Source organism: Nocardiopsis sp. LDBS0036, assembly GCF_041228755.1.
Taxonomy (GTDB): Bacteria; Actinomycetota; Actinomycetes; order Streptosporangiales; family Streptosporangiaceae; genus Nocardiopsis; species Nocardiopsis dassonvillei.
In genome coordinates, this window is sequence record NZ_CP141103.1 from 4,509,447 (window position 1) to 4,533,938 (window position 24,492).

The following is a 24,492-nucleotide window of genomic DNA, read 5'->3' on the forward strand; positions in this document are numbered from 1 at the left end:
CGCGGGCCGGACCACGGGCGACTCCACTGGGTCGGGTTGTTCGCGCAGACCAGGCCGGTCAACAGGGCGTACATGGCGGAAGAGTCTGATGAGACGAGGCTGTTTGTGACTAACGATCCGGGGCAAACCGGACCCGTGAACGAACTCTACGTAACCCTTCCGTCCGTGCCGTACCTGGCGGAACCGGGGTCGGCGACGGCCACCAGCCTCTACATCGACGGTCGGTGGCGGGCGGCCGGCAACGGCCGGGTGCGGGAGATCCTGAACCCCGCCGACGCCTCCGTCCTGACCATCGTCAGCGAGGGCGGAAGGGCCGACTCCGAGGAGGCCATCGCCGCGGCCCGCCGCGCCTTCGACGGCGGCGAGTGGCCCCGCACCCCCGCCGGGGAGCGCGGACGCGTCCTCGACCGCATCGCCGACCTGCTCCAGCGCGACCGCGAGGAGATCGCGGTCATGGAGTCCCTCGACACCGGCAAGACCATCGAGGAGGGCGGGATCGACGTCGACGACGTCACCGGCGTCTTCCGCTACTACGCCGGTCTCGCCGACAAGGACACGGGCCGCCTGGTCTCCGCGCCCGAGGGCGTGCACAGCAAGGTGGTCTACGAGCCCGTCGGCGTCTGCGGCATGATCACGCCCTGGAACTACCCTCTGCTCCAGCTCGCCTGGAAGATGGCCCCGGCCCTGGCCGCGGGCAACACCATGGTGGTCAAGCCCAGTGAGATCACACCGGTCACCACCGCCAAGCTGGTCGAGCTCACCACCGAGGCGGGCGTCCCGGCGGGCGTGGTCAACCTGGTCACGGGCAGCGGCCCCGACGCGGGCGCCCCGCTGTCCGAGCACCCCGACGTGGACCTGATCTCCTTCACCGGCGGTCTGGCCACCGGCAGGCGGATCATGGCGGCGGCCTCCGAGACGGTCAAGAAGATCGCCCTGGAACTCGGCGGCAAGAACCCCAACATCATCTTCCCGGACGTGGACCTGGACACCGCCGTGGACTACGCGCTCAGCGCCGCGTTCTTCCACTCCGGGCAGGTCTGCTCGGCCGGGGCGCGCCTCATCGTGCACAACGACGTCCACGACGCCTTCACCACCGAACTCGCCCGCCGCGCCGAGGCCATCCGCATCGGCCGAGGCCAGGACGAGGGCGTGCGCTGCGGCCCGCTGGTGTCGGCCGAGCACCGCGCCAAGGTGGAGGCCGCGGTCGCTCGCGGCGTCGAGGAGGGCGCCCGGATCATCGCCGGGGGCAGGCGGCCCGACGACCCGGACCTCGCGCAGGGCTACTTCTACCGGCCCACCGTGTTCGTGGACTGCGACCGGGCCATGGACATCGTCCAGACCGAGGTGTTCGGCCCGGTCGTGACCGTGGAGCGGTTCGAGACCGAGCAGCAGGCCGTCGAGCTGGGCAACGACACCGACTACGGCCTCTCCGGCGGAGTGTGGACCGACGACACCGCCCGCGGGGAGCGCGTCGCGGCGGCCCTGCGCCACGGCACCGTCTGGATCAACGACTACGGCCCCTACTTCCCCGGCGCCGAGTGGGGCGGCTACGGCCGCAGCGGGATCGGCCGCGAACTCGGACTCGCGGGCCTGGACGAGTACCGCGAGGCCAAGCACGTCTACCGCAACCTGTCCCCCGAACCGCAGCGCTGGTTCGGCTGACGGGGCCGAGCGACGAGAGGACCCGGACCGTGGACCCGACCGAGAGCACCTATGACTACGTGATCGTGGGAGGCGGCACCGCGGGATCGGTGATCGCCAACCGGCTCACCGAGGACCCCGGCACCACCGTGTGCCTCATCGAGGGCGGTCCCGACGACCGGAACCTGGAGCACGTCCTGCGCCTGCGCGACTGGCTGAGCGTCCTGGACGGGGAACTCGACTACGGCTACACCACCGTCGAGCAGCCGCGCGGCAACTCCCACATCCTGCACTCCCGGGCCCGCGTGCTCGGCGGGTGCTCCTCGCACAACACGCTCATCAGCTTCCGGCCGTTCGCCGAGGACCTGGACGACTGGGTCGCGGCGGGCGCCGAGGGCTGGGACAACGCCACCGTGCAGTCCTACGCGGACCGGATCAGGTGCAACATCGTCCCGGTCGCCGAGAAGGACCGCAACGCCATGGTCAGGGACTGGGTGGCCTCGGCGGCCGAGGCGGCCGGTGTCCCGGTGGTGGAGGACTTCAACGCCCTGACCTCGCACGGAGGCGGCTTCGCGTGCGGGGCGGGCTTCCTGTCCATCGCCTACGACCCCTACACCGGCCACCGCTCCTCGGCCTCGGTGGCCTACCTCCACCCCATCATGGACGTGCGCGACAACCTCACCGTCATGCTGGAGACCTGGGCCGACCGGCTGCTGTTCGACGGCGACCGCGCCACGGGGGTCAGCGCCACGGCGAAGGACGGCACGCGCACCACCGTCAGCGCCCGCCGGGAGGTGATCCTGTGCGCGGGAGCGGTCGACTCGCCCCGGCTGCTCATGCTCTCGGGGGTCGGCAACGCCGGGGAACTGCGCGAGGCGGGCATCGAACCCCGCCACGACCTGCCCGGCGTCGGCGAGAACCTGCTCGACCACCCCGAGTCGATCATCATGTGGGAGACCAGCAGGCCGGTCCCGACGAACACGGTGATGCACTCCGACGCGGGCCTGTTCGTGCGGCGCGACGACTCCGACCCGCGCCCGGACCTGATGTTCCACATCTACCAGGTCCCCTTCGACGACAACACGAGGCGGCTGGGCTACGAGTCCCCGCCCGACGGATACGCGGTCTGCATGACGCCGAACATCCCCCGCGCGCGCTCGCGCGGCAAGCTCCGCCTCGCCAGTGGCGACCCCCGCGAGAAGCCCGAACTGGACTTCCGGTACTTCACCGACCCCGAGGGCTACGACGAGAGGACGATCGTGGACGGCCTCAGGATCGCCCGCGAGGTCGCCGCCACCGAGCCGTTCCGGTCCTGGATCACCAGGGAGGTCGCCCCCGGCCCCGGCGTCCAGAGCGACGAGGAGCTGTCCGAGTACGGCCGCCGAGCCGCCCACACCGTCTACCACCCGGCGGGCACCTGCCGGATGGGCGCCGCCGACGACGACGGCGCCGTGGTCGACCCGCGCCTGCGCGTGCGCGGGCTGCGCGGCCTGCGGGTGGCCGACGCGTCGGTGTTCCCCACGCTGCCGACGCCCAACCCCATGGTCATGGTCCTGGCCCTGGGCGAGCGCGCCGCCGACCTCATCCGCCAGGACGCGCTGGCCGGGGAGGGCACCGCGGACCGCTGAGCAGGCCGAGTGGAGCGGCCGGGTAGGGGGAGGACCCCTGCCCCGGCCGCTCCGCCGTGGTTCCACGATCCGATGGCCCGCGGGATCGGCAAGCTCCCGGGCATCTCCGGCACGAGCGACATCGTGGTCGCCATGGTGGTCCGGGTCGCCGTGGAGACGGGGGCGACGGTCCTCACCTCCGACCCGGTGGACGTCGGCATGATCGCCGAGGCCGTGAAGGCACGGATCCCCCTGGCCACCGTCTGACCGGTCGGCGAGCCGGTGCGCGCCGGGGGGAGGGGGCCGTGCCCCAGCCCCCGGCGGCGCTTCCGGGAACCGGTACCGCTTGACCCCCTTGCCACGGCGGGCGCGGAACATGAGAATTCCTCGTGTCCACCGAGGAAGCGGAGGGCCATGCGCCGGGACCTGCTCGCCGCCGCCGTCGGCACCGTGCTGCTCCTGGACGCCCTCCGGGTGTTCCTGCCGTCCCTGATCACCGTGTTCGGCCAGGCCGGGACGACCGATCCCGCGCTGATGGGCGCGTTCGCGCTCGCCTGGTTCCTGGCCCCGTTCCCCTTCGTCCCCCTCGCCCGCCGGATCCCGCCCACGGCCATGGCGGGCGCCGCCGTCGTGGTGATGGCGGCGGGGCGCCTGGCGCTCCAGGCCACCGAGGGCGGCGACCCGCAGCTGTACGTCTCCGCGGCCACGGTGGGCGCGGGGACCGTGTGGCTGGTGTGCACCGCGATGGCGTCCGCCGTCGACGGACGCCTGTGCGGACGCGAGGTGGTGACCGGGGTCGTCGCCGCGATCGCGGCCACCGCGGTCGTACGCTCCCTCTTCGGCGTGATCGACCTCGTGTGGTGGCCGACGCCCCTGGCGTGGGCGCCGGTCATCGCGGAGGTCGGGCTCCTCCTGCTCCTGCTGCTCAACGTCCGGGACACCGCCCCGGGGCCCGCCCGCCCCGTGCCGCCCCGGGCCTGGCTGGTCCTGGGCCCCCTGTTCTTCCTCAGCGGCCTGTACACCGCCAATCCGGCGGTGGGGCAGACCCTCGCGGGGTCACCTCTGGGCGCGGCGGCCGTCGCCACGGGCGCCGTGCTGTCGGTGGGCCTCGTCCGGCGTCCGCTCCTTCCGGGCCGGAGCCGGTGGGCGGCCCCCGTCGTGCTCCTGGCCGCGCTGGCGTGGCTGGCCTGGGCGTCCTCCGACGGCGTGACCCCGGAGGCGGCGGCCCTGCCGTCCGCGGCGGCGCTGGTCGCCGGTCAGCTCGCCCTGGCCGCCTGCGCGGGCCGGGCCGTGTTCGCCCGGCCCGGGCGGGCGTCGGCGGCGCGCAGCGGGCTGGCCGCCGCGTCGGGCCTGCTGGTGTTCGTGGTGCTGGTATTCGCGTTCTACTCCGCCTACGACCTGTACGTGCCCAACGCGTACGTGCCCTTCCTCGCCGCGGCCCTGCTGCTGCCCGCCGTGTCCTCCCCGGTTCTGGAGACCGGTGGGCCTCCGCGCCCTCGCGCACTCGCGCTGACCGCGGGGACGGCCGCGCTCACCCTGGCGGCCACCGCCCTCTGGCCCGTGTTCGCGGCCCGCACGTTCGCACCCGCACCCGCGAGCGGGACCGAGGGGCTGCGCGTGGCCGCCTACAACGTGCGGATGGGCTTCGGCATGGACGGCCGGTTCTCCGTCACCGAGCAGGCCGGGGCGCTGCGCCGCCTGGACGCCGACGTCGTCGTCCTCAGCGAGGTGGACCGGGGCTGGCTGCTCAACGGAGGCAACGACGTGCTGTCCCGGCTCGCGCTCGAACTCGGCATGGCCGCGCACTGGGGACCGGCCGACGGGCCGCTGTGGGGCGACGCCGTGCTCACCTCCCTGCCGGTCACCCGTGAGCGGCGGCACCCGCTCACGCCGAGCGGTCCCACCGGGGCCCAGGCGCTGGAGGTGACCGTGGACCACGGCGGCACCGGGGTCACGGTGGTCTCCACCCACGTGCAGCCCGCCGACCGCGGCTTCCGCGCGGAGTCCTCCCGGCGCCAGCTGCGCGAGATCGCGGAGATCGCCCGCCGGGCGCGGGAGCGCGGAACGCCCGTCGTGGTGGCGGGGGACCTCAACATCGAACCGGACGACCCCGCGTGGGGCCTGCTCACCGAGCACGGACTGCTCGACGCGTTCCGGAACACGCGTCCCTTCCCCACCCTGCCGGGGGAGACCGGCTCCGACCAGCAGATCGACCACGTCCTGCACACCGGGGACCTGGCGCCGAGCGATCCGGCCAACCCGGACGTGCCGCACTCCGACCACCGGCCGGTGGCCGTCACGCTGACCCCGGTCGCCTGACCGTCAGGGGGAGGGGTGTTCGTACCTGCGGCGCCTGGACACCCAGTACACGTTCACGCACGCGGCGACGAAGCCCGCGCCGAGCAGGACGACCAGCCAGAGCTGGTCGGTCCACACGTACGCGGCGATCGCGCCGAGCAGTAGTACCAGGGCGCCGAACACGGCCAGCACCGCGCGGAAACCCAGGGCGCTCGCCGGACGCTCGTGGCTGCCCAGGGGGCCCTTCAACCTGCCGCGTCGCATGACGTCCGCTCCCTTCCGTCGCCGTACGCTCCCGGTTCCCGCGTGGGACCCGGTCCACCGATTCTCCCCGGTCCCCTACCCAGCCAGCGGCAACCACGCGGAAAACCTCCTCCGGGCGCCGCACGCGAAGGCGCGGGAGCGGCCACCGGGTCCGGGAGGGGCGTCCCGGACCGCTGCGTCCGCGCGGCTGAGCGCGTCCCGGGTGACCGTCGCCGACTCGGGCGGCGATCACCCGGGGTCGGCCGAGACGACGCGGCGGGGGCGCCCCGAAGGACGCCCCCGCCGCGAACGGCCAGTGTCACACGCCGTCCATCAGGGCGGGCAGGGCCGCCTCGTAGGAGGCGCGCAGGTCGGTCAGCGCGATCTCCACGGCGCCGCCGGGGTGCGTGACCGACAGGGTCTCGCCGCCCACGACGCCGATCTGCTCCACCGGCACGCCGTGCTCGTTGGCCAGCGCCACGAACGCCTCCTCCTCGCCCGGCCGCACCGCGACGACCGCGCGGGCGCCGGACTCGCTGAACAGGGCGGTGAACACGTCCCCGTCCACGGTCACCCGCACGCCCCGGCCGCCGCGCATCGCCGACTCGGCCAGCGCGACCGCCAGGCCGCCGTCGGACAGGTCGTGCGCGGCCTCGGCCAGGCCCCGCTCGGCGGAGGCGGCCAGCACCTCGCCCAGGGCGGCCTCGGCGGCCAGGTCCACCCGCGGCGGCAGGCCGCCCAGGTGGCCGTGGACCGTGTCGGCCCACGCCGAGCCGCCGAACTCCGGCCGGGTCTCGCCCAGCAGGAACACCCGGGCGCCGTCGGTGTCGAACGACGTCCGCAGCCGCGTGCGCACGTCGTCGATCACGCCGAGCACACCGATCACCGGGGTCGGGTTGATCGCCACGTCACCGGTCTGGTTGTAGAAGCTCACGTTTCCGCCGGTCACCGGGGTGCCCAGCTGCTGGCAGGCGTCGGCCAGCCCGCGGGTGGACTCGGCGAACTGCCACATCACCCCGGGGTCCTCGGGCGAGCCGAAGTTGAGGCAGTTGGTCACCGCCAGCGGGCGCGCGCCCGTGGCGGCGACGTTGCGGTAGGCCTCGGCGTAGGCCAGCTGCGTGCCCGTGTACGGGTCCAGCCGGGTGAAGCGGCCGTTGCCGTCCGTGGACAGGGCCACGCCGCGGTGGGAGTCGTCGGAGACGCGGATCATCCCGGCGTCGTGCGGGGTGGAGACCACCGTGTCGCCGCGCACGTAGCTGTCGTACTGCTGGGTGACCCACGTCGGGTCGCCCACGCCCGGGGCGCCCAGCACGCGCAGCACCTGCTCGCGCAGCTCGGCGTCGCCGGAGGGCCGGGGCAGCTTCCCGGCGTCGTCGGCCTGGAGCGCGTCCTGCGAGGCCGGGCGCGCGTACGGGCGCTGGTAGACGGGGCCCTCGTCGGAGGCGGTCCGCGGCGGCATGTCCACCACGGTCTCGCCGTGCCAGGTCATCACCAGGCGACCGCCGCGCTCGGCCTCCTCGGGGGTCACGTCGGTGACCTCGCCGATCTCGGTGGCCAGGATCTGCCACTTGTCACAGATGGCCAGGAACTCGTCCAGCTTCGCGGGCTCGACGATCGCCATCATGCGCTCCTGCGACTCGCTCATGAGGATCTCCTCGGGAGTGAGCCGGTGGTCGCGCAGCGGGACCCGGTCCAGCTGGACGCGCATGCCGCCGGTGCCGCCCGCGGCGAGTTCGGTGGTGGCGCAGGACACGCCCGCCGCCCCCAGGTCCTGGATGCCGACGACCAGGTCCTTCTCGAACAGCTCCAGGCTGCACTCGATGAGCAGCTTCTCCATGAACGGGTCGCCGACCTGCACGCTGGGCCGCTTGGCGTGCGACTCGTCGTCGAAGGTGGCGCTGGCCAGCACCGAGGCGCCGCCGATCCCGTCGGGGCCGGTGGTGGAGCCGAACAGCACCACCTTGTTGCCCGGGCCGGGCGCCTGCGCCAGCTTGATGTCCTCGTGCCGCATCACGCCGACGCACAGCGCGTTGACCAGCGGGTTGCCGATGTACCCGGCGTCGAAGCCGATCTCGCCGCCGATGTTGGGCAGGCCCAGGCAGTTGCCGTAGAAGGAGATGCCCGACACCACGCCGGGCAGCACCCGCTTGGTGTCGTCGGCGTCGGCCGGGCCGAACCGCAGCGCGTCCATCACCGCGACGGGGCGGGCGCCCATGGTGAGGATGTCGCGCACGATGCCGCCCACGCCGGTGGCCGCGCCCTGGTGCGGCTCCACGTAGGAGGGGTGGTTGTGCGACTCGATCTTGAACGTGACCGCGCGGCCGTCGCCGACGTCCACCACGCCCGCGTTCTCACCCATGCCGACGAGCAGGGCGTCGTTCTCGGGCGCCTTCTCCCCGAACTGGCGCAGGTGCACCTTGGACGACTTGTAGGAGCAGTGCTCGCTCCACATGACCGAGTAGATGGCCAGCTCGGCGGAGGTGGGGCGGCGGCCCAGGATCTCGCGTACCCGCTCGTACTCGTCCTTGGCCATACCCAGTTCGGCGTACGGCTGCGGTGTGTCGGGGTTGTCGTGCGCCACGGCGACGGTGTCGAGACCAGGTGCTTCAGACATGCGTGGTTCCGTTCGGGGTGTTCGGGTGGAAGCCGGGCCGTGGCGTCCGACCAACGGCGCGGAAGGTCGGGTCAGGGCGTTTGGGGCCCGCTCGCGTCGCCGAGCATCAGCGTCGCCGGGGACTCGGGTTCGTCGTGGGCGGAGGTGTCGGCCAGCATGTGTTCGCCGTCGCTGAGGAAGACCTGCTCCTCGGGTGCTCCCTGGGGCTCCTGCTCCTCCCAGCCCCGGCCGAGGAGGTGGGAGACCACCGTGTCGACGGTCTCGCGCGAGTCCTCGGTCAGCTCACCGTCCTCGGTCATGACCATCACCAGCCGGACGCACTCGGTGCCCTCGCAGTAGACGTCGGCCTCCGGATCGGAGACGTAGGACAGACCGGAGGGCGCCTGGCCGAGTACGTCCACGTCCGGCGGCGGGTTCTGGGACGGAGCGCCGCCCTGGCCCCCGTCCTGCTGGCCCTGGGGAGGGGGCGAGGCGACGGGTGCCGAGCCGATGGCGTTGAACAGGCCGATGCCCGCGGACACCACCAGTCCGACCACGACCAGCCCCACGAGGACGAACATCGTCCTTCTGGAGCGCAGCAGCCCCATCATCGGCCAACCCTCCAGTTCGGGATGCGGCTCAGGCGTTCACCGGCGAACCGGCGGCCAGGTGGGCGAGGATCGAGGAGAAGAAGCCCAGGCCCTCGTCGGAGGGGCCGGTGAGTGTTTCGACGGCGTGCTCGGGGTGCGGCATGAGGCCGACGACGTTCCCGTGCTCGTTGGTGATCCCGGCGATGTCGCGGCGGGAGCCGTTGGGGTTGCCGCCGACGTAGCGGACCACGACGCGGCCGGTGGCCTCCAGCTCGTCCAGGGTGTGCTCGTCGGCGACGTAGCTGCCCTCACCGCTCTTGAGCACCACCAGGATCTCCTGGCCCTCGGTGTAGGCGCCGGTCCAGGCGGTGCCGGTGTTCTCCACGCGCAGCACCTGGTCGCGGTTGACGAACCGCAGCGAGGAGTTGCGGGTCAGGGCTCCGGGGAGCAGGTGGCTCTCGCACAGGATCTGGAAGCCGTTGCAGATGCCCAGGACCGGCAGCGCGCCCGAGCGGGCGGCCGGGACCAGCTCCGACATCAGGGGGGCGAACCGGGCGATGGCCCCGCAGCGCAGGTAGTCGCCGTAGGAGAAGCCGCCGGGCAGGACCACGGCGTCGACGCCCCTGAGGTCGGCGTCCGCGTGCCAGAGCGAGACGGGTTCGGCGCCCGCCAGCGCGACGGCGCGCGCGGCGTCCTTGTCGTCGAGGGAGCCGGGGAAGGTGACGACGCCCACACGGGCTGTCATGAGCACACTCCGAGAGATCGGGTCGAGTCCGTCCCCGCGTGAGGCGGGGAGAGTGCGGCGAGGGAGACGCCGCTGCCTGGCCCCGTCCCTGGGGACGGTGCGTCCGCACTCCGCAGCGTACCCGCTCACCTGTGGTCGGGTACGACGGCGGAGTCCCTCGGGGGCCTTTCCTTTGGAGGATGCTCCGAACTCCGGTGGTCACGCACCGCGTTCCGGTGTGGCATTCCACAGGCGGAAACGGTGGTGTCGGAAGGGCCCTGTGTGATGCGTCACGGGGATGGTCCGCGGTCGCGGCGGGGCGGTGGACGCGCGCGTGGACGGCGCGGTCCGGGCCCTGGCCGGGGGCCGCCGCGTCCCGGGGTCGGGGGACACGCGGCTCGGCCCGCTCACATCAGGGCGTAGCGCTGGGCCGGCACCTGATCGGCGGCGCTCTCCTCCGGCGGTCCGTCGCAAGCCGTGAGCCGCTTGCGCAGCAGGACCGTGGTCCTTGGTTCCCCCTCGAAGGCGACCTCGTCCATGAGGTAGCGCATCAACAGAATGCCCCTGCCCGATTCCGCTTCCAGACCGGGGAGGGGCGTGTGGTCGGTGGTGAACCGCTCCGCGAGCGCCACGGGATCGGGCGCTCTCCCGGTATGGGATATCCGCAGTTCACACCATCGCCCGCCCATCTCCGCCTCGACCCTGTAGTCACGGGCCGGCCCGCCGTGGTCGATCGCGTTGGCACAGGCCTCGGAGACGGCCAGGAGGATGTCGTCGACGCAGTCCCCGCACACTCCCGCGCGAACGAGGAGGGTGCCCAGGACATCGCGGGCGACGGCGACCGTATACGCCTGCCTTGGGAGGGAGATCGAGAAATCGGCGTCCATTCGTACACCTCTCGTGCTCCGTTGTCGTGTTCATCCCGGCATGTTAGGAACCTTCCCCGAGGGCGGACGGAGTAAAACGAACAGCCGTGTCCCCGGCGGGGACACGGCTGTTCTCTCCGGCACTTCGGGCACGTCGGACACCGTGCGGACGAATTCCCGCGGATTTCCCCGCGGGTTTTCCGCGACGGCGGAATCCGGGAGGGACGCGGCGTAGGAGTGCCTCGGGTCACACGCGCGGAGGTCAGTCCTCCACGCGCACGCTGTACTCCTCGATGACGGTGTTGGCGAGGAGGGTCTCGGCCAGGCGGCGGACGTCGGCGAGCTTGGCCTCGTCCACCGCGCCCTCCACCTCGACCTCGAAGCGCTTGCCCTGGCGGACCTGCTCGATCCCCTCGAAGCCCAGACGGGAGCAGGCCCCGGCGATGGCCTGGCCCTGGGGGTCCAGGATCTCGGGCTTGAGCATGACGTCAACAACGACGCGGGCCACAGGGTCCTCCACAAGGAAAAGGGGTGTGCCGCACGTGCCTGCGGCGGGCGGGCCGCCTCCCCGGACCGGCGGGGAGGGGGACGTCGCAAGCGTACGGCACGCGCAAACGGGTAGGCATCCTGACCAGGAGGCGCGCCGGGCCTTTACCTCACATTGGGCAGTACCGGTGACTGTTTCGGGGGTCCCGTGACTCGTATCACGCGGATTGATGTCATCATTGGAGGCCTGCGGCGGCGTCTTACACAGTGGAAGTGACCGTCCGGTCGTCCTGAGGGGGAATCTTGACGACTATCGAAATGGACCAGGCCTCCACGACCGGTGAGACCCGCGAGGGGGAGCAGACGCTGGACTTCGCCACCGCGGTGACACCGTTCGCCGACCAGCTCTACCCCACGGCCCTGCGGATGACCCGCAACCCCGCCGACGCGGAGGACCTCGTGCAGGAGACCTTCGCCAAGGCCTTCGCGAATTTCCACCAGTTCCGCGCGGGTACGAACCTGCGAGCCTGGCTTTACCGGATCCTGACCAACACCTTCATCAACAGCTACCGCAAGAAGCAGCGCGAACCGCGCCAGGAGACCACCGACGAGATCAAGGACTGGCAGCTCGCCGCCGCCGAGGCGCACACGTCCTCCGGCATGAGGTCGGCCGAGAACGAGGTCCTGGACCACCTGCCCGACTCCGACATCAAGCAGGCGCTCGCCCGCCTGCCCGAGGAGTTCCAGGAGGTCATCTACCTCGTCGACATCGAGGGCTACGCCTACAAGGAGGTGGCCGAGCGGATGGGGACGCCCCTGGGGACGGTCATGTCCCGGCTGCACCGCGCCCGCCGCCAGCTCCGCGAGATGCTCGCCGACTACGCCCGCGACCGCGGCATGAGGGTCCCCGCCTCCAGGGCGCACGCTGCCGCCGAGTAACCGGCCGCGCAGGGCCCCGCCCCCCGGGCCGGTGAGGGCCCGCGAGCACCGCCGGGCCGAACGGCCCCGCATCCCCCGCCGGTGTTCGGGGCGGCCGTGCCCCCCGCGACACGTCCCCCCGCGAACCGTGCCGGTGACGGCCCGGAGCCGACGCCGGTGTCCTCCCCGAAGCCGGCAAACGGTCGTCCCCCGGGTCCGATGCCCCCGACCGGTACCCGAACCGGGCTCACGGGCGGGGCCCGCGATCCCCCGGACCGGTCACGCGTTCCGTTCCGCCACCGGGTTCGGGGCCGGCCCCACGGGGGTCGTCTCCGGTCCCGTACGTCGGGTGCGCAGCCACACCACGGCCGTGATCGCGATGAGCAGGACGCAGGGCACGAGCATGACGGGCGACCCGGCGCCCACCGACCGGTCCATCCCCTCCATGAGGTCGGCGTGCGTGACGATGGTGATGAGGAAGGCGAGCGTGTTGTTGACCGCGTGAATGACCACGGCGATCTCCAGACCACCCGTGCGCCACGTGATGAGGGCGAGGGTGACGCCCATCGTGAAGTAGTACAGGTTGAGCCACGGGTCGAACGCCAGGTGCGCCGCCATGAACAGCAGGCTCGACACGAACACGCCGAGGACGAGGCTGGTGCGCGCGCCACGGCCCCAGCTCGCGGCGACACGGAAGGCGAGCCCGCGGAAACCGTACTCCTCACCGGCCGACTGCAACGGTGCCAGCAGCACGGTGACGGCGAACATGGCGATGAGGTCGGCGAACAGCCAGGAGGTTTCGGGATAGGGCGTGAAGACGGAGAAGACGGCCAGGTAGACCGTCCAGACGGGCAGGACCACCAGGAGGGACCGCCCGAACACGTCGGCTCGGAAGAGCGACCGGACCGAATGCAGCGAGGCGCCCCTCACGCCGTAGAGCCACCGTTGGATGAGCATGCTCCACGGCAGCAGCAGGGCGAGCCCGAGCAGGGTGGAGGCCTGGGTGACGGGCGTGAACTCGTCCCCGCCCAGCATCACGCTGGAGCGGCCGAGCGCCAGGTCGGCGAACGCGCCGAGGAACCCGGCGGCGAAGGAGAAGACCAGCATTCCGCCCATGAAGAGGACGAGAGCGGCGATGCCGCGCCAGACGCGGCGCTTCTCGTGGGCGAGGACACGGTGATAGGGCACGCCCGGCGGGACCGGACGGGGGCCGCGCCGCCGCCTGGTCTCGGCTGAGGGGTGCTCGGGGCCCGCACCCGGGGCCGGGGGAGCCGTCCGGAGCGGTTGCGCGGGGGGATGTTCGTCGTCGCGGTTCATGTTCTGAACCTAGTTTCGGCGGATGGCGCACAGTAGTACCGCTGATCATCTGGTTTTTCCGCGTTTCACACCGATCGTCGCATGACGGTTGTCATGCGGGCGTGTCCGGAGGGGCCGCGGGTCGGCGCCCCGCGCCGGTGCCGGAGGACCGGGTGCGCGGTGCCTCCGGGCCCGTGACGGAAGAAGGCGTCCCCCGCACGCCGACCGGTGCGCGCGGGCGGGCGTTCCCCGTGCCGGAGCGGTTCTCGTGTCCCCGGACCCCGCGCGGGCCGCGCGGGTAGCGGCCGCGTCCTCGAAAAGTCGTTGGAAACCCTTGTAAGTGCTAGGAAGCCCTGGTAATCGCACTGGTCGGGGATCGGGGATCATGGGGCCCGCAGCTGAAAAGGTGACGCTGAGGGCTTGCGCTCTCCATGGTGAGTTCTGTCACGATATGGAGAGGGCTGTCCAACTCCCGCCCACCACCCCGGGTGGGACGAGGACCGTGATTCGGCCGATCAGCGTTCACCCACGCGAATTCGGCCCCGAGAACCCGAGGGAGCAACGTGTCGGACACGACCGTGCACGAGGAACCGGAGCTGATCCAGCTCCTGACACCGGAAGGGGAGTTGACGGGGCACCCCGACTACCCCCTGGACATCAGCGCCGAGGAGATCCGCGCCCTGTACCGCGACCTGGTCCTGGTGCGCAGGTTCGACAGCGAGGCGGTCTCCCTCCAGCGCCAGGGCGAGCTGGGCCTGTGGGCCTCGCTGCTGGGCCAGGAGGCCGCGCAGATCGGCTCCGCACGCGCGCTGGGCGCGAAGGACATGGCCTTCCCCTCCTACCGCGAGCACGGCGTCGCGTGGTGCCGGGGCATCGAGCCCCGTGAACTGCTCGGCATGTTCCGCGGCGTCACCAACGGGGGCTGGGACCCCCACGAGCACGGCTTCCACCTGTACACGATCGTCATCGGCAGCCAGACCCTGCACGCCACCGGCTACGCCATGGGCGTCCAGCGCGACGGCGCCGTCGGCGAGGACGGCACCGCCGTCATCTCCTACTTCGGCGACGGGGCCACCAGCCAGGGCGACACCAACGAGGCGTTCAACTTCGCCTCGGTCAACAACGCCCCGGTGGTCTTCTTCTGCCAGAACAACCAGTGGGCGATCTCCGAACCGCTGGAGCGCCAGGCCCGCGTGCCCATCTACCGGCGCGCCGCCGGGTTCGGCTTCCCCGGCCTGCGCGTGGACGGCAACGACGTCCTGGCCTGCCTGGCCGTGACCCGGGTCGCGCTGTCCAACGCCCGCGAGGGCAACGGCCCCACGCTCGTGGAGGCGTTCACCTACCGGATGGGCGCCCACACCACCAACGACGACCCCACCCGCTACCGCGCGTCGGCCGAGCTCGACGAGTGGAAGGCCAAGGACCCGATCCTGCGGGTCCGCCGCTACCTGGAGCGGGGCGGCCACGCCGACGAGGAGTTCTTCGCGTCCGTGGACGCCGAGGCGGACCGGCTGGGCGAGCAGGTGCGCACCGAGTGCCGTTCCCTGCCCGACCCCGAGCCCCTCGACATCTTCCACGAGGTCTACGCCGAGCCCAACGTCCACATCGACCAGCAGCGGTCCGAGTTCGCCGACTACCTGGCCTCCTTCGAGGGCGCGGGCGCGGAAGGGGGCCGCTAGGCCATGGGAACCAACCTCACCATCGGCAAGGCCATCAACGCCGGCCTGCGCGCCGCCATGGAGCACGACCCCAAGGTCCTGGTCATGGGCGAGGACGTCGGCAGGCTCGGCGGCGTCTTCCGGGTCACCGACGGCCTGTACAAGGACTTCGGCGCCGACCGGGTCATCGACACCCCCCTCGCCGAGTCCGGCATCGTCGGCACCGCGATCGGCATGGCCATGCGCGGCTACCGCCCCGTGGTGGAGATCCAGTTCGACGGCTTCTTCTTCCCGGCCGCGAACCAGACCTTCACCCAGCTGGCCAAGATGCGGCGCCGCTCGGCGGGCACGCTCAGCATGCCCGTGGTCATGCGCATCCCCTACGGCGGCGGCATCGGCGCGGTCGAGCACCACAGCGAGTCCCCGGAGGCCTACTTCACCCACACCGCCGGGCTGCGTGTGGTGTCGGTGGCCAACCCCGAGGACGCCTACTGGATGATCCAGCAGGCCGTGCGCTCCGACGACCCGGTGATCTTCCTGGAGCCCAAGCGGCGCTACTACGAGAAGGCCGAGGTCGACACCGAGGCGTCCATCGCCGAGGCCGCCCCGATGGGCGCCGCGCGCGTGGTCCGTCCCGGCACGGACGTGACCCTCCTGGCGTACGGGCCCATGGTCAAGACGGCGCTCCAGGCCGCCGAGGCCGACACCGACCACTCCGTCGAGGTCGTCGACCTGCGTTCGCTGTCCCCCGTGGACTACCCGACCCTGTTCGCCTCGGTGAAGAGGACGGGGCGCCTGGTCGTCGCCCACGAGGCCCCCCTCTCCGGCGGCCCCGGCGCGGAGATCGCCGCCCGGGTCACCGAGGAGTGCTTCTACCACCTGGAGTCGCCGGTCATCCGCGTGGCCGCGTTCGACACCCCCTACCCGCAGTCCCGGCTGGAGGAGCACTACCTGCCGGACCTGGACCGGGTTCTGGACGGTGTCGACCGGGCGTTCGCGTACTAGGGATCGGGGAAACCGAAGGACATGGCGATTTCCAAGAACGAACCCGCCGTCGGCGGAGTGCAGTCGTTCAAGCTGCCCGACGTCGGGGAGGGCCTGGTCGAGGCCGAACTCCTCTCCTGGTACGTCAAGCCGGGTGACGAGGTCAAGGTCAACCAGATGATCTGCGAGATCGAGACCGCCAAGGCGGTCGTCGAACTCCCCAGCCCGTTCGCGGGGACGGTACGCGAGCTGCTGGCCGAGGAGGGCCAGACCGTGGAGGTCGGCGCGGTGATCATCACCGTGGACGACGGCTCCGGCGGTTCCGCCCCGGAGGCCGCCCCGTCGGCGGACTCCGAGGAGCGGGAGAAGCCGCTGGTCGGCTACGGCGAGAAGGCGGCCTCCACCCAGCGCCGCCCGCGCCGCCGCCCTGGCCCCTCGGCCCCGGTGTCGCCGCCCGTGCCGCGAGTCAGCGAGCCCGCGCCCGCCGGCACGCCCGCGGTGCGGGAGACGCGGGCGGCCCCCGCTCCCGCCCCGGTGCGGGCGCCGGGCCGCCCGCTCGCCAAGCCGCCGGTGCGCAAGCTGGCCAAGGACCTCGGCGTGGACCTGGCGTCGGTCACCCCCACGGGGGAGAACGGCGTCGTCACCCGCGAGGACGTGCGGGCCGCGGTCGGTCGGGCTCCGGGGGGTCCGGAGGCCGCGGCGGTCGCGGGGATCGCGGAGGCCGCCCCCGCGGCGGCCGTGGACCGCACCGCGCGCGAGCGGCGCGTGCCCGTCAAGGGCGTGCGCAAGCACACGGCCGCGGCGATGGTCGACAGCGCGTTCACCGCTCCGCACGTCACCGAGTTCCTCCAGGTGGACGTCACCAGGACGATGAAGGCGGTCGCGCGCCTGCGCGAGCGGCCCGACTTCGCCGACGTGCGGGTGTCCCCGCTGCTGCTGGTCGCCAAGGCCCTGCTCATGGCGGTCCGGCGGCACCCGGAGGTCAACGCCTCCTGGGACGGGGAGAACCAGGAGATCGTGGTCAAGGACTACGTGAACCTGGGGATCGCGGCGGCCACCGAGCGCGGCCTGGTGGTGCCCAACATCAAGGACGCCGACGCCATGACCCTGCCGGAGCTGGCGGCGGGGCTGAAGCGGCTGACCGAGACCGCCCGGGCGGGCAAGACCAGCCCGGCGGACATGTCCGGCGGCACCATCACCATCACCAACGTCGGCGTGTTCGGCGTGGACGCGGGCACCCCGATCCTCAACCCGGGCGAGGCGGCCATCCTCGCCTTCGGGCAGATCCGGGACATGCCCTGGGTGCACAAGGGCAAGCTCAAGGTCCGCAAGGTGACGACCCTGTCGCTGTCCTTCGACCACCGCCTGGTCGACGGGGAGCTGGGCTCCAAGGTGCTGCGCGACATCGGCACGGCGCTGGAGGACCCGGAGCTGACCGCCCTGGCCTGGGGCTAGGGGCTTTCGGAGAGCGGGCCAGGGGGCCGGTGCGCGTACGACGCACCGGCCCCCTTCCGTGAGGGGAGCCCGTCCCCGGAGGGCCCAAGGAGGGTTACGGGGTTCCGTCCCCGCAGTCGACGTAGTCGGTGACGCTGGCCGTGTACTCCTCCTGGGTGTCGAGGGTCTCCCAGTGTTCGTCCATGTAGGCGTCGACGAACTCGTCGCCGTTCACGGGCTCCCCGCACCAGGTGACCTCGTTGGCCTCCATGGCGTCGATGAGGGCGTCATCGATCCTCGCGGTGCCGTCGACCCCCTCGGCGCGCCACGCGTCCTTGTCGGGTTCGACGGCGTATCCGTCCCCGGTCTGCTGGAGGACGCCGCTTTCGAGGAGCCTGTCCCGGCTGCCGCCGATGTCCGCGACGACCTCTTCTGGGCCGTTCTCGGCGAGCATGCGGTCGAGGGTGAGCACCATGGCCTCCCGTTCTACCCAGAAGCGGGAGACGCGGTCCGCCGGAGGGCCTCCCACCGGTCCGGGCTCGGATTCGGGCGCGGAGCACGCGGCCAGGGCCAGGCACGCGGACAGGGGGACCGCCAGGAAGACGGGCGCACGGCCTTCACGGTGTGTCACAGGGCCTCCAGAACGGGTGGGGTGGTGGCGGTGGCGGTCACGCGGGTCACGAGCCTCCGGGCGGGTTCCCGAACGTCTCGAGTCCGCCTCCGAAGTAGGTCTCCGCCTCCTGGTAGCCGCCCATGTACTGGTCGGTGAACTGCTCCACTCCCTCGTGGGCGGGCGTGCTGTGATCGACCGGGTACCCGTACTCGTCCTCGTAGGTGATGTCGACGGTGGTGCTGTCCATGACGGCGCTGAGCGCGTCGTCCATCCCGGAGAGCGCGTCGTCCTCGTTGTTCCGCCACCGGTTGGGGTCCGTCTCGAAACTCATCGTGACGGAGTCGTCGATGACGAAGTCGTTGGGGAGGTCGGCCGCACTGAGCACCACGCCGTTCCGCTCGATGGTGAGCGCACCACCGTCGACCAGCGCCCTGAGGTGGCCCCGCTCCACGCCGTCGAACGCCCCGGGGGCGCTGTGGGCGAGGAAGTCGAACGTCGCCGCCTGGAAGGCGCGCGTGGTGCTCTCCTCGCCGGTGTGGACGGGGTGGCGGGGGGAGACCTCGTACTCGCCGTCCACGATCGCGTTCACGATGCTCTCCTTGGCCAGTCCCATCCCCGTCGACAGGGCCCTGCCGATGACCGGGACTTTGTCGGAGAGCTTTCCCGCCTCGCCCACCACGAACTCGGCGATCTGCGTGTTGCGTTCGATGGTCTTGTCGAGGTCGGCGCTCCGGTCCTCCGAGTCCAGGTACAGGGCGCGTTCCAACAGCCCCTGGAGCTGTCCGGCGCCGCGCGCGGCGGTCGCCTCGTTGCCGGACTCCAGGAACGCGATGGATTCCAACTGCTTGTACACGTCCACCGTGTTGACCATGCGTCCGGCGGTTTCGTCGTTGCCCACGAGGAGCTGCATGTACAGGGCGCGCTCCTCGGCGCCCAGGCGCACGGTGCCCGTCTCCGGATCGAAGTCCCCGATGCCCGTCACGGGGTTCTCGTTCAGATCCAGGATGTCGGTGTTGGCGAAGCTGTAGATGTGCGCGTCGAAGACGTCGGCGAGGCTGTCGGCCAGCTCCCCGTTGAACTGGGTGAACGAGGCGTCGGAGTACTCGTTGTCTCCCTCGGTCACGTCCACGCCGGTGTTGACGAGGGCCTCGTGCATCTCCGCTTCGGTGATGGTCTCCATGAACCCGGCGAAACCGTCCCCGGCCCGCTGGCGCACGTCGGGGTCCTCGCTGTGGATGTCCTCGGCCAGCCAGTCGGTGAGCTGGCGCGCGGTGCGGCCGTCGTCGTGCCACTCGTGGGTGAGCGTGCCCTCCAGCGCCCGTGTGCGCAGGTCCTCGTCGCCGTGGTCGACGCCCTCCTCCGTGTCGATGTGCTCGCCGGTGAGCATGTAGTAGTTGGCGTCGGTGTTGCGGCTGGCCACGTCGATGATGTGGGAGACCTGCTCGGAGTCGGGCAGCACCCCGTCGGGGTCGGGGTCGTCGCCCCAGGCGTCGAGGAACGCGCCGGTGGTCAGGTGCAGGTTGGTCGACAGCCCGTAGCCGCCCTGGAGTCCCTCGTCCGTGTGCTCCATGAAGGCGGAGAGCGCCTTCATGTCCATCCCCATGCTCACGGGCGTGCCGGGGAGCTTGTTCTCGGCGTCGGGGTTGATCCAGGAGCCCTCGACGGCGTACCGGAAGCTCTCGGGCAGGTTGTCGTACCCTCCGCCGAGCGCGGGGTCCGAGAGCGCGAGCAGCCCGTTGCCGAGGACGCCGAGGGCGTCCTCCCGCTCCTCGTCGCTCATGCCGGACTCGTTCATGAGGTCGGGGTAGACCATGATGCCCGCCCCGACCCCGTCCCTGCGGTAGGGCTCCTCCAGCTGGGCGTAGAACTCCTCCAGGAACGCGATCTCCTCGGGGCTGAGCTCCGTGCCGTCCTGCTGGTTCTGCCGGGCGCCGGTCCCCACCATCGTGAGCACGAGCATCATCTCGTGGTAGCGGTCGTCCAGCGGCTTGTCACCGGACCAGTAGGCGGCGAGCTCGTCGGCGTACTGCTCGGCGTTCTCGGGCGTGAGCTCGCTGTCGTCGATGAGCGAGGAGTAGCGGGAGGGGTCCAGGTTGAGGAACGCCCAGTTGGCGTTGCCCGTGTCCATGAGCTTGCGGACGTTCTCCGGGGTCGGACCCTGTTCGAGCATCGTCCGGACGTCCTCGGCGCCGTCCTGGAGCTTCTGCCAGTTGGTCTGCTCCTGGCTGATGAGCCCCTCCTGCACGGTGGCGAGCTCGTCGTAGAGGGCCCGGCACCGCGCCTCGTCCCCCGCGCCCCAGTCCGTCCAGAGGAAGCCGTCGGCCTGGGGGTGGGACGAGGTGATGTGGTCGTCCTTGTACTTGGCGGGGACGGCGTTCTCCTTCTCCGTCCTGCTGCTCTCCCAGGTGGTGACCTGGGAGTCGCGCTCCTCGTGGAAGGCCTTCACGATGTCCCCCCACCTCTCGGCCACCGAGGCCGCGTAGGTGATCGAGACGGCGGCGTCCCGCCAGTTCTGCAGGTCCTCCTCGGACAGGCTCCGGATGTCCCAGGCGATGACGTCGGTGAACTCGCCCGCGGCCGAGTCGAAACTCCCGCTGAGGTCGTCGGCGCGGCCGAGGAGTCGTGCGTTGAGGACCTCCAGGTCCGCCGCGCAGTCGTAGACGGGTTTGGAGTCGTAGTGGAAGTCGCGGGGGACGAAGACGAGAGAGAAGGTTGCCACGGTCTTCCTCGGAGGGGCGGGGGAGGCGGGTACGGAGTGGGGAGGGAGCCGTCAGCCCTCGAAGTTGATGTCCCGGTGGGACTCCCAGGGGTGGTCGAAGTCCTCCGAGCTGTCCAGGTCGTTCTGCGCGATCTCCGCGGCGCCCGCCTGGACGTTGTCGGCCAGGGACAGGCCGAGCGACTGGACGTCGATGAGCGCCTGCGCGGTGTTCTCCTTGAACGCGCTGAACCCGGCCCTGACGTCGTCGTGGCCCGAGACGCTCTCGGCGTCCTCCATGAGGAGGTCGAACGCGTCGGCGAGTCCGGCCATGGCGGCCGCGAGTGTTTCGGCGTACTCGCCGCCCCGCATCCCCTCGATCGGGTTGCCGCCCGCTTCGGTGGTCATGTGGGGGTCTCCTCTCTCCTCGAACGCGGGACCCGCGGGGAGGGGGGCACGGCGCCCTCCCCGCACGGAAGGCCCGTCCGCGGCCGTCGGGGCCGCCGGAACGGGTCCGGATGACGGGTGGGACGCGCGGACGGGGGCAGGAGTTCCGCCGATCCCCTGAACTGTGGGGATGCTACCTGGATAGATGCCGCATGTGTACCTTTCGCCCCGGGATGTTAGCTCCTTGTTCAGCCGACGCCGGGGTTCGGGGGGTCCGGAACCAGCACGGGGCTCCGGACCCGGGTCCGCTCAGGACACCAGCCACACGAAGCCGTACTGGGCCCCCGTCAGGATGACGGCCGTCGCGGCCAGGACGACCAGGGAGAGGTGGATCCGCCCGGCCGGGCGCAGCCACCCCCTGACCCAGGCGGTCACGGCCACGGCCGCGGTGGCCAGGGTGAGCGGGACGGCGACGGCGAGCGGCAGGGTGAGCGCGAGGGACTCGCTGAAGATCCACTGCTGGAGCGTGTGGCTGTCGAACAGTCCGTACGCGACGAGTCCGACGGCGACGAAGCAGCTCAGCGCGGTCAGCGAGGCCAGCGCCCGGGCCAGGACGGTGAACCGGTCCGGTGCGCGGCGGAACTGCACGAACGCGGTGAACAGGACGAGCAGTCCGGCGGCGGCGACCACGCCGTGCGTGATCGGGCTGGTCAGCGGGGTGGTCCGCTCGTAGACCTGGGTGGCGTTGGTGTCCGTGGCCAGGGCGACGACCTCGCCGTCCTCCTCCAGGAAGGTCAGCCGGTCCGCGCCGTTCTGCGCGGCCATCCGCCCCCCGCCGAGGGGCAGCCAGCGGTCGTCCGCGGCCATCGGGCCGCTGACGGAGAGGGTGCCGTCCCCGGCGTCGCGCACGGTCATGTTGTCGAAGAGGGAGACGATCTGGCCGGGCCCGCTGGCGGAGCGGCGGCTGCTGACGTAGGTGCCCGTGTAGGCGCCGAGGTCGGCGCCGGTGTCGGCCTCCCCGGACGGCGCGGCCTGCGGGTCGAACGTGTCCCAGAACTCCTGGGCCACCGTCATCCGCAGGTCCTCCAGGGGGTTTCCCGGAACGGAGTCGTCGCCGTTGACCGCGACGAACATCCCGGCGTCGATCCCGGGGATCAGGGTGTAGGCGGTGTGCATGCCGTCCAGGTCGCCGGCGTGGCCGATGACCGGGGAGTCCCCGCCCCGCCACTGGTAGGTGCCGTAGCCCACCGCGGGGGCCTCCGGGTGGGACTCGTGCTGGCTCGCCAGCATCTGCTCGGCCACCCCGGCGGGCAGCACGCGCTCGCCGTCGATCTCGCCGTCGCCCAGCAGGGCCAGCATGAACCGGGCCATGTCGTCGGTCGAGGCGAGGGAGGCGCCCGCGGGGGCCTGGGAGACGTGCAGGTCCCCGGCCTTGCTGCCGTCGGGCAGGTGGAACGCCGGGACCTCGTAGACCTCGCGGGCGTCGTAGATCTGGAGGAACGCGCTCCTGTCCATGCCCAGCGGCTCGAACAGGTTCCGGGCGACGTACTCCTCGAAGGGCTGGCCGCTCACCTCCTGGACGACGTACCCGGCCAGGCCGTTGCCGTGGTTGGAGTAGGCGGTGAACCGACCGGGCTCGTAGAGCTCCTCGGGCTTGAGGGTGCTGTACACCTCCTCGAGGTCCAGGTGCCGTTCGGTGTCCCCGGCCGAGGGGAAGTCCAACACCTCCGCGAACCCCGCGGTGTGGGTGAGCAGGTGGTGCATCGTGACGCCGTCCATGGGCAGCCGGGCGGCCTCGGGCAGGTAGGTGTTGACGTCCTCGTGCAGGTCGATCTCCCCCTCCTCGGCCAGGAGGAGGGCGGCGGCCGCGGTGAAGGACTTGGACACCGAGCCGGTGGGAAGCGTGTGGACCGTGTGGTCCATGGGGGTCTGGGTGGCGAGGTCGGCGTACCCGTGGGAGGCGGAGGCGACCTGCTCGCCCCCGGCCACGACGGTCACGGCGACGCCGGGCGCCCCGTGCTCCTCCAGCAGTTCGGCGACGCGGGTGTCCACGAACTCCCGCGCGGTCTCGGGGTTGAGCGGCACGGCCTCGGCCGGGGCGGTCGGCGGGGCAGTGGGGGCACCGGGCGCGGCGGCGGCCGAGGCCGCCCCGGGCGCCAGGACGGCGGCGATCATCAGGGGTGCGGCCAGCATCGGCAGGACGCGTGGAACTCGTGGCATCAGGGGCTCCCGGGGTGTTTTCGCTACCCCTCGAACCTAGGATTCGGCGCTGTTCGGAGCACTGGTGCGGACGGGCGTTCCGGTACTACAGCCAGCTGCACCACCGGACGCGCGGACGTGGCGCCTCCTCGACCGGCCTCCGGGGCGGGCCCGCTTCATGCCCGGGCACGGGGAGGTGTTCCGGACGCGCCGCTCAGCCGCTCCGGGACGGCCCGGGGCGGACTCCGCCCCGGCTCACCCCAGCAGGAAGGTGACGGTGAGCAGCGCGGGAATGGTGAGGAAGGTGGTCACGAGCACCACCTCGCGGACCATCACCTCACCGGTGCGGTACTGGGTGGCGTAGTTGAAGACGTTCTGGGCCGTGGGCAGGGCCGCCAGCACGACGACGGAGAACAGGCTGGAGGCGTCCAGGTCGAAGACCAGGGCGCCCAGGGCCCACGCCGCCAGCGGCTGGACCACGGACTTGAGCGCCACGGCGAACAGCATCGGCACCCGTTCGGGGCCCCGGCCGGGGAACGGGCTGCCGTGCAGGGAGATCCCGAAGGCCAGCAGCATGGCGGGGACGGCCATGCCGCCGATCAGGTGGAAGGGCTCCATCAGGGGTTCGGGCGGCACCCAGCCCGAGGCGGAGACGGCCACGCCCGCCAGCGACGCGATCACCACGGGGTTGCGGACCGGCGTGCCCAGCGCCCGCCGGAAGACGGGGCCCACCCCGCGCACGTCGCCGTCGGCCAGGTCCAGGAGGGTGAGGCCGACCGGGGCCAGGACCAGGAGCTGCGTGAGCAGGATGGGCGCGACCAGGGACGCGTCGCCGAGCACGTAGACGGAGATGGGGATGCCCAGGTTGCCCGCGTTGACGTACGAGGAGGCGAGCGCGCCGACCGTGGTCGGTCCGACGCCCTGGCGCCGGACGAGCCCGAACACGACGAAGGCGAACGCCACGACGGCCACGCTGATGACGCTGACCAGGACCGGACCGGACACCAGGACGGAGAGGTCGACGTCGGCCAGGATCGTGAACAGCAGCGCGGGGCTGGCCACGTAGAAGGCGAGCTTGCTGAGCACCTCCCTGGCCCCCGGGCCGAGGAGCGGGATGCGCCCGAGCATGTAGCCGATGACGACGATGCTGGTGATGACACCGAAACCGATCAAGACCCCGGACAAGAGGCGCCCCCACTGCGCACGCGCGACACAACCCGAAGACGCTATCCGAGGTCGGGTTCCGGCGATACGTCCCAG

Annotated in this window: 20 protein-coding genes; 8 read left to right on the forward strand and 12 right to left on the reverse strand. The window is 71.8% G+C overall.

The features are described 5' to 3' along the window. Positions 1-135: 135 nt before the first annotated feature. The 4 genes from UIS43_RS19150 to UIS43_RS19165 all read left to right on the forward strand — a co-directional run bounded on the left by UIS43_RS19150 (position 136) and on the right by UIS43_RS19165 (position 5,567). Positions 136-1,662, forward strand: coding sequence for an aldehyde dehydrogenase family protein (locus UIS43_RS19150; RefSeq protein ID WP_041553454.1), 1,527 nt, complete (start codon positions 136-138; stop codon positions 1,660-1,662). A 29-nt stretch (positions 1,663-1,691) separates the two neighbouring features. Beyond that, positions 1,692-3,269, forward strand: a complete 1,578-nt coding sequence (locus UIS43_RS19155) for a GMC family oxidoreductase (RefSeq protein ID WP_013156392.1) — start codon at positions 1,692-1,694, stop codon at positions 3,267-3,269. Between the two features lie 72 nt (positions 3,270-3,341). Then, positions 3,342-3,515, forward strand: a complete 174-nt coding sequence (locus UIS43_RS19160; RefSeq protein WP_167539521.1) for a hypothetical protein — start codon at positions 3,342-3,344, stop codon at positions 3,513-3,515. A 147-nt stretch (positions 3,516-3,662) separates the two neighbouring features. Beyond that, the gene (locus tag UIS43_RS19165) at positions 3,663-5,567 is read left to right on the forward strand and encodes an endonuclease/exonuclease/phosphatase family protein (RefSeq protein WP_013156394.1); all 1,905 of its coding nucleotides are present in this window, start codon (positions 3,663-3,665) and stop codon (positions 5,565-5,567) included. 3 nt (positions 5,568-5,570) lie between these two features. On the opposite strand, the gene UIS43_RS19170 is transcribed toward UIS43_RS19165, so the two are convergent. The 6 genes from UIS43_RS19170 to purS form a co-directional block, all read right to left on the reverse strand. After that, the gene (locus UIS43_RS19170; RefSeq protein WP_013156395.1) at positions 5,571-5,810 is read right to left on the reverse strand and encodes a membrane protein; all 240 of its coding nucleotides are present in this window, start codon (positions 5,808-5,810) and stop codon (positions 5,571-5,573) included. 298 nt (positions 5,811-6,108) lie between these two features. Beyond that, on the reverse strand, positions 6,109-8,403 hold the full coding sequence (gene purL / locus UIS43_RS19175) for a phosphoribosylformylglycinamidine synthase subunit PurL (RefSeq protein WP_013156396.1): 2,295 nt from the start codon (positions 8,401-8,403) through the stop codon (positions 6,109-6,111). Between the two features lie 71 nt (positions 8,404-8,474). Continuing rightward, on the reverse strand, positions 8,475-8,993 hold the full coding sequence (locus tag UIS43_RS19180) for a hypothetical protein (RefSeq protein ID WP_013156397.1): 519 nt from the start codon (positions 8,991-8,993) through the stop codon (positions 8,475-8,477). Positions 8,994-9,021: 28 nt separating this feature from the next. Further along, positions 9,022-9,717 (reverse strand): phosphoribosylformylglycinamidine synthase subunit PurQ, encoded by a 696-nt coding sequence (gene purQ / locus UIS43_RS19185; RefSeq protein WP_013156398.1) that lies wholly within the window; start codon positions 9,715-9,717, stop codon positions 9,022-9,024. A gap of 386 nt (positions 9,718-10,103) precedes the next feature. After that, a complete protein-coding gene (locus tag UIS43_RS19190; protein ID WP_013156399.1) occupies positions 10,104-10,583 on the reverse strand; it encodes an ATP-binding protein in 480 nt (159 codons plus the stop codon). A 241-nt stretch (positions 10,584-10,824) separates the two neighbouring features. Further along, positions 10,825-11,070 (reverse strand): phosphoribosylformylglycinamidine synthase subunit PurS, encoded by a 246-nt coding sequence (gene purS / locus UIS43_RS19195; protein ID WP_013156400.1) that lies wholly within the window; start codon positions 11,068-11,070, stop codon positions 10,825-10,827. A 281-nt stretch (positions 11,071-11,351) separates the two neighbouring features. On the opposite strand from purS, the gene UIS43_RS19200 reads away from it, so the two are divergent. Beyond that, entirely contained in the window at positions 11,352-11,987 is a 636-nt protein-coding gene (locus tag UIS43_RS19200) for a sigma-70 family RNA polymerase sigma factor (protein WP_013156401.1), read from the forward strand. Between the two features lie 258 nt (positions 11,988-12,245). On the opposite strand, the gene UIS43_RS19205 is transcribed toward UIS43_RS19200, so the two are convergent. After that, positions 12,246-13,283, reverse strand: a complete 1,038-nt coding sequence (locus tag UIS43_RS19205) for a CPBP family intramembrane glutamic endopeptidase (RefSeq protein ID WP_013156402.1) — start codon at positions 13,281-13,283, stop codon at positions 12,246-12,248. A gap of 542 nt (positions 13,284-13,825) precedes the next feature. Between UIS43_RS19205 and pdhA the strand changes: the two genes are divergently transcribed. The 3 genes from pdhA to UIS43_RS19220 are packed head-to-tail and all read left to right on the forward strand — an operon-like array spanning position 13,826 to position 17,359. Next, positions 13,826-14,941, forward strand: a complete 1,116-nt coding sequence (gene pdhA / locus UIS43_RS19210) for a pyruvate dehydrogenase (acetyl-transferring) E1 component subunit alpha (protein WP_013156403.1) — start codon at positions 13,826-13,828, stop codon at positions 14,939-14,941. Between the two features lie 3 nt (positions 14,942-14,944). Next, positions 14,945-15,925, forward strand: a complete 981-nt coding sequence (locus tag UIS43_RS19215) for an alpha-ketoacid dehydrogenase subunit beta (RefSeq protein WP_013156404.1) — start codon at positions 14,945-14,947, stop codon at positions 15,923-15,925. A 21-nt stretch (positions 15,926-15,946) separates the two neighbouring features. Beyond that, a complete protein-coding gene (locus tag UIS43_RS19220; RefSeq protein ID WP_117199584.1) occupies positions 15,947-17,359 on the forward strand; it encodes a dihydrolipoamide acetyltransferase family protein in 1,413 nt (470 codons plus the stop codon). A gap of 94 nt (positions 17,360-17,453) precedes the next feature. Here UIS43_RS19220 and UIS43_RS19225 read toward each other — a convergent pair whose 3' ends face one another. From UIS43_RS19225 to UIS43_RS19245, 5 genes are all read right to left on the reverse strand, one after another. Continuing rightward, positions 17,454-17,969 (reverse strand): hypothetical protein, encoded by a 516-nt coding sequence (locus UIS43_RS19225; RefSeq protein WP_117199575.1) that lies wholly within the window; start codon positions 17,967-17,969, stop codon positions 17,454-17,456. Between the two features lie 46 nt (positions 17,970-18,015). Beyond that, positions 18,016-20,670 carry a hypothetical protein gene (locus UIS43_RS19230; RefSeq protein WP_370011132.1) on the reverse strand — a complete coding sequence of 885 codons (2,655 nt, stop codon included), beginning with the start codon at positions 20,668-20,670 and terminating at the stop codon, positions 18,016-18,018. 51 nt (positions 20,671-20,721) lie between these two features. After that, positions 20,722-21,054, reverse strand: a complete 333-nt coding sequence (locus UIS43_RS19235) for a hypothetical protein (RefSeq protein WP_117199452.1) — start codon at positions 21,052-21,054, stop codon at positions 20,722-20,724. 288 nt (positions 21,055-21,342) lie between these two features. Further along, entirely contained in the window at positions 21,343-23,253 is a 1,911-nt protein-coding gene (locus UIS43_RS19240) for a serine hydrolase domain-containing protein (RefSeq protein WP_370011134.1), read from the reverse strand. Between the two features lie 234 nt (positions 23,254-23,487). Beyond that, positions 23,488-24,417 carry an AEC family transporter gene (locus tag UIS43_RS19245; RefSeq protein ID WP_013156410.1) on the reverse strand — a complete coding sequence of 310 codons (930 nt, stop codon included), beginning with the start codon at positions 24,415-24,417 and terminating at the stop codon, positions 23,488-23,490. Between the last annotated feature and the right edge of the window lie 75 nt (positions 24,418-24,492).